The 5,646-nt window shown below is 53.5% G+C and carries 5 protein-coding genes; 1 reads left to right on the top strand and 4 read right to left on the bottom strand.

Annotated features, from left to right (window positions below; genetic code table 11):
• From rsxC to rsxA, 3 genes are all read right to left on the bottom strand, one after another.
• Positions 1-1,520, bottom strand: a 1,520-nt coding sequence (gene rsxC, locus LD28_RS0111590) for an electron transport complex subunit RsxC (protein ID WP_033137126.1), incomplete at its 3' end; no start/stop codon positions are given.
• Between the two features lie 2 nt (positions 1,521-1,522).
• A complete protein-coding gene (rsxB, locus tag LD28_RS0111585) occupies positions 1,523-2,101 on the bottom strand; it encodes an electron transport complex subunit RsxB (RefSeq protein ID WP_033137125.1) in 579 nt (192 codons plus the stop codon).
• Between the two features lie 2 nt (positions 2,102-2,103).
• Positions 2,104-2,685: an electron transport complex subunit RsxA gene (rsxA, locus tag LD28_RS0111580; protein WP_005337600.1), complete on the bottom strand. Its 582-nt coding sequence runs from the start codon at positions 2,683-2,685 to the stop codon at positions 2,104-2,106.
• Positions 2,686-2,994: 309 nt separating this feature from the next.
• Here rsxA and LD28_RS0111575 point away from each other — a divergent pair, with 309 nt between their 5' ends.
• On the top strand, positions 2,995-4,218 hold the full coding sequence (locus LD28_RS0111575; RefSeq protein ID WP_033137124.1) for a type II restriction endonuclease: 1,224 nt from the start codon (positions 2,995-2,997) through the stop codon (positions 4,216-4,218).
• Between the two features lie 40 nt (positions 4,219-4,258).
• Here the strand turns inward: LD28_RS0111575 and LD28_RS0111570 are convergent.
• Positions 4,259-5,646, bottom strand: a 1,388-nt coding sequence (locus tag LD28_RS0111570; protein ID WP_033137123.1) for a DNA cytosine methyltransferase, incomplete at its 5' end; no start/stop codon positions are given.

The raw sequence follows: 5,646 nt of genomic DNA, 5'->3' as shown, positions 1-5,646 counted from the left end.
GCCTTGATGCGGGCCAGTGCCGCTGCCACCGGATCTTCGCCGCCTGCGGCCGTCATGGTCTGACGGCGCTGGGCGGCGGCTTCGGCATGGCGCGCTTCACGGGCCGCTTTCTCCCGCTCGAAGCGGGCCTGCTTGGCCTCAAAGCGCTGCTTGGCACGCTCGGCTTTTTCGGCCTCGGCGCGGGCTTCGCGAATGTCGTCTTTGGCGATCTTGTAGTACTGCACCAGCGGGATCTCGCTCGGGCAGACCCAGGCGCAGGCGCCGCACTCGATGCAGTCCATCAGGTTGAGTTTCTCGGCCTTGTCATACTCCTTGGCCCGGCTGTACCAGTAGAGCTCTTGCGGCAGCAGGGTGGCCGGGCAGGTATCGGCACAGGCGCTGCAACGGATGCAGGGCTGCTCCGGGCCGGGGGCGGGCAGTTCAGCCTGCGTCGGCGCCAGCAGGCAGTTGGTGGCCTTGACCACAGGTACCATGGCGTGGGGCAGGGTAAAGCCCATCATAGGGCCACCCATGATCACCCGCTGCTCCGCTTCCGGTTGCAGTTCGAAACGCTGCAACAGCCAGCGCACCGGCGTACCGAGGCGCACCCAAGCGTTGCCGGGCTTTTTGAAGCTGTCGCCGGTGAGGGTGACGATCCGCTCGATCAGCGGCTCGCCGTCGATAATGGCGCGCTTGATGGCAAACACGGTGGCGACGTTGAGCACCATGATGCCGATATCGACCGCGCGGCCCCCCTTGGGCACCTGACGACCGGTCAGCAGTTCGATGGTCTGCTTGGCGCCGCCCGAGGGGTACTTGGTCGGCACTGTCTTGACCAGCACATCCTCATCGGTGGCGTGGCGGGTCAGCTCGGCGATCGCCTCGGGCTTGTTGTCTTCCACCCCGATCAGGGTCAGCTTGGGTTTCAGCAGGTGCTTGAGTACCCGGATGCCATCCATGATCTCGCCTGAGTACTGCTGCATCAGCCGATCGTCGGTGGTGATATAGGGTTCGCACTCCAGCCCGTTGACGATCAGGATCTCGGTGAGCTGGCCGCGGCCATCGAGCTTGCTGTGAGTGGGGAACACGGCGCCGCCAAGGCCCGCCACCCCTGCCTGCTGGATGCGCTCGAGCAGTTCGCCCCGCTCCAGATCCCGGTAATCGGGTGTGCCATTGCGCTCGCCCCACTCATCCTCGCCATCGGGGGTGAGGATGACGCAGAGATCGCCGAGCCCGGAGGGGTGGGCAACCGTGTGGTTGCCAATCTCGGTGATGGTGCCCGAGGTGGAGGCATGGACAGGGACGACTCGCCCCTTGGCGTAACGGGTCAGCGGCTGCCCTTTTTTGACCTTGTCGCCCACCTGCACCAACAGATCGCCCGCGGGGCCTGCGTGCTGGCGCAGCGGAATGATAAGGCGCGGCGGTAGACCGGCGTCCACCACCGGGCTCTGGCTCGATTGCAGCTTGTTGTCGGCGGGGTGAATGCCACCGTGAAAGTCCCAGATATTCCCGGCTTTGATGCGTTCAAGTAAAGACTGCATGGTTACTCCAACATCTTGACCGGAATCTTGCCCGGAACATGCACGTTATTGAGATCCCACTTCCAGTTATCGACCGTGGTGGGCACCGGGATCATCTCGATGCAGTCGGTCGGGCAGGGATCGACACAGAGATCGCAACCGGTGCACTCGTTGGCAATCACGGTATGCATCGCCTTGGTGGCGCCGACGATGGCATCCACCGGGCAGGCCTGAATGCACTTGGTGCAGCCGATGCACTGATCTTCGTGGATAAAGGCGACCTTCTTGACCGGCACTGCGGCCTCGTCACTGCCCCCCAGCGGTTGGGGCTCGACCCCCAACAGATCGGCGATCTTGCGCATGGTGGCCTCGCCACCGGGCACGCACTTGTTGATCTGATCGCCGTTGGCGAGCGCCTCGGCGTAGGGTTTGCAGCCGGGATAGCCGCACTGGCCACACTGGGTCTGGGGCAGCAGGGCATCGAGCTGATCGACGATGGGGTCTGCTTCCACATGAAACTTGACGGCGGCAAAGCCCAGGATAATCCCGAACGCCAGCGCCAGCAGGGTGAGCACCAGAATGGCAAAGAGAATATGGATCATGGTTATATCTTGATAAGGCCGGTAAAGCCCATAAAGGCCAGCGACATCAGACCGGCGGTGATCATGGCAATCGACACCCCGCGAAACGGCGCGGGCACATCGGCGGCGACCAGACGCTCGCGCATGGCGGCAAACAGGATCAACACCAGCGAGAAGCCGGTGGCGGCGCCAAAGCCGTAGATCACGCTCTGGATAAAGTCGTGTCGCTCATTGATGCTGAGCAGCGCCACCCCGAGCACCGCGCAGTTGGTGGTGATGAGCGGCAGGAAGATCCCCAGCAGGCGATAGAGGGTCGGGCTGCTCTTGCGCACCACCATCTCGGTAAACTGCACCACCACGGCGATCACCAGAATAAAGGCGAGGGTGCGCAGATAGGCGATATCCAGCGGCAGCAGGATATAGTGCTCCACCAGATAGGAGCTGGCACTGGCGAGGGTCATCACGAAGGTGGTCGCCAGCCCCATGCCGATGGCGGTTTCCAGCTTGCCCGAGACCCCCATAAAGGGGCAGAGGCCGAGGAATTTCACCAGCACGAAGTTGTTAACCAGCACGGTGCCGATCAATAAAAGCAGGTACTCAGTCATCAATTACCGTCACTGAAAGTCGGGTTATCCGGGTTTGAAGGCGGGCGGTATTATCTGACGTTAGGGCCAGTTAAACAACCGCAAGGCCGCATGGTTATTAGTCAAATAGCCAATATCAACACTGTTCCAGGAGGCACTGTGCACTTTTCGGGCAGAGAGGGCGGTAGCCAATTCTGGAATGGTGTGAATGCTCGCACAGTTTTATAGATTGTGGGTGGTGATGGCGCTACATGCTCATAACATATTGATGCATAACGCAATCAGCCGCGTTACTCTATGGCCTCCTCGCCTGTAGACAGAGTAATGAACATGTTCGAACAGCTTGCTGACGTTTTTTCTTCTGCCGCATTCAAGTACCTGTCCGTCGTTGATGCAGATTTCAAAAGCTCCCACCAGCATGAAATCGGCGGCCTTGTTAATGCCGGTATTGGTCGGGAATTGGGGATGCCTGATGATGGGAGCCAACTCACTATCCGGGCGACGATGGTTTATTTGAGCGAAAGCTATGATGAGCCGCTGGTCTCGGAAGATATCGTTACCTGGTATGATGTTCGGTATCAAAAAGAGGATCGAGGGGCTGAGTGGCGGCTTTATTACAAATCAAATGATGTCAGCAATCGTTTCAAACCTGGAGATTTTTTCCTGATTGCCCTGACTCGGGAAGGTTCTCTCCTGATGATATTTTGTCCTCCACATAGCGATTTTGAAGTGCAAATTCGGTCACTATTCGATGCGAGGAGTGTGGAAGCCAATGAAAAGGGACTGACACGATTAAATATCGGAAGGGGGTTGGCTGTTCCCATCAGGTTAATGCTTGCTCGTTACGGCATCGAAATTGGCCATGATGGCCCAGACTATCTTGACATTATTCTGGAAAGGTTTGGTGCGGCATTTCCTAAAACAAAAGACTTCTCTGCATTTACCAGAACATTGGGAAAAGATATTTGTCCTGTTGAAGAGCCCGATAGTGCACTGATTGAATGGATGGAGGTAGAAGAGTCTGCATTCCGTCAATTGGAAAGGCATATTGTAAAAAAGACTCTGTTAGCAGGTTTTGGGGAAAATGGTGATGACGTAGATGAGTTTGTTCGCTTTTCTCTGAGTGTGCAGAATCGTCGGAAATCTCGTAGTGGTCATGCTTTTGAAAATCATATTGAATTTATTTTAAACAAGTCTGGTGTTTACTTTGAACGAGGTGCTTTGACTGAGGCTCGTCAGAAACCGGATTTCATATTTCCAAGCTCTGCTTGTTATGCAGATAAAAATTTCCCTTCCGAAAAGCTGAGAATATTAGGGGCTAAAACCACTTGTAAAGACAGATGGCGTCAAGTCTTGGCAGAGGCTGCGAGGGTGGAGCGTAAGCATCTGATTACTATGGAACCTGCAATCAGTGAGAATCAGACAGAGCAAATGCAAGCAAATAACTTGCAACTTGTTGTACCTACGACTATTCAACAAACTTATACGCCCCAGCAGCAACCTCAATTAATGTCATTTCGAGATTTCATTAACGAGGTAAAAGGCTGCCAGTAGATAAAAAAGCCCGTCATAGAATATATGACGGGCTTTTTTATTAATTTTTCTTTGCTTTCATTATGTATGGCTTCATCAACTTGGCAACGGCAGCAAATACAGGAACTACGACAGAGTTACCAAACTGACGATAGGCTTGTGTATCTGAAACAGGGATTCTGAATTTATATTCACCCGGTTGTTCAAATCCCATCAGCCGTGCACACTCTCTGGGGGTAAGGCGTCGTGGTCTGTTTTGCTGATTTTGCTCATTATTGAAATCAGTCTCCGCTAGAGTCATATCCCAACCACGATCAATCAGAATCTCAGAGCCATCTTTGTGATAACGTGCGGACAAAGTCCTGGCGACAGTTGCCGGGTTTTTGGGGTCAACAAGACCATAGCCAAAGCCATTTCCTTTAGCTTGATGCTTTTTCGCATATTGATATAGATAAGACCACAACTTGGGGGTCAGAATATATTTCGAGTCGAGTTTTTCAACTGGCTCAAGCAGATCTGCGAAGGTAATCCTGTTTTCAGGAAATAATGTTGCAACATCTTTTAGCGTAAAACCTTCATGCAGGTTCAGATCTTTTCTGAAACCGACAAGTACAATACGTTCCCGGTGCTGCGGGATAAAGTGTTTGCCATCGATGATTTTGGGATCATCTGAACCGTTGATATCCAGGTCTGCAACCCAATATCCCAACTCAGTCAATGCTTCCTTTATTACCCGGAATGTGTTGCCTTTGTCATGGCTTTTCAGATTTTTTACATTTTCAAGCACAAAAGCTGTTGGCCTTTTGGCATCAATGATACGAGCCACATCAAAGAACAAGGTTCCCTGAGCTTCGCACTCAAATCCATGAGCGCGTCCAAGAGAGTTCTTTTTGGATACACCTGCCAATGAGAAGGGCTGACACGGGAATCCGGCAAGCAGTACGTCGTGATCCGGAATTTCTTTATCTATGTGGGCATAGACAAAATCACGATCATCATTGTCCGGCATGGTGATTTCACGGATGTCGGAATTGAATTTGTGTGCCGCTTCGTCACAGTACCAGTTGGCTTTGTAAGTTCTGACTGCCTGCTCATTCCATTCACTGGTAAAGACACATTGCCCACCAATATCCTCAAAGCCTTTCCGAATGCCACCAATACCCGCAAACAGGTCAATAAATTTGAAATCGTAATGGCCATGATGCTTCGGGGGAGAAGGGATGAGACTTTTCAGCATCTCTGTTTCGACATGAGTCAGCGGCTTTTGTTCGATCTTGCCATTGAGCCAGCGGTTCAGGGATTCACGAGTCCAGTCGGCATCGCCCAATGCACGCAACTTTTCAGCAACTTGCTTTTGGTCGTAGATTTCGAGGACTTTATCCATCAGATGGCGATCTTCAGCTTGGCGTTTGCTGGTGAATGCCTGATCTTCTTCAGGTGTGTTGTGTG

The sequence above is a fragment of the Aeromonas finlandensis genome (assembly GCF_000764645.1).
Lineage (GTDB): Bacteria > Pseudomonadota > Gammaproteobacteria > Enterobacterales > Aeromonadaceae > Aeromonas > Aeromonas finlandensis.
Note: the sequence above shows the minus strand (reverse complement) of the source record. Positions and strands in the feature narration are given on the sequence as shown.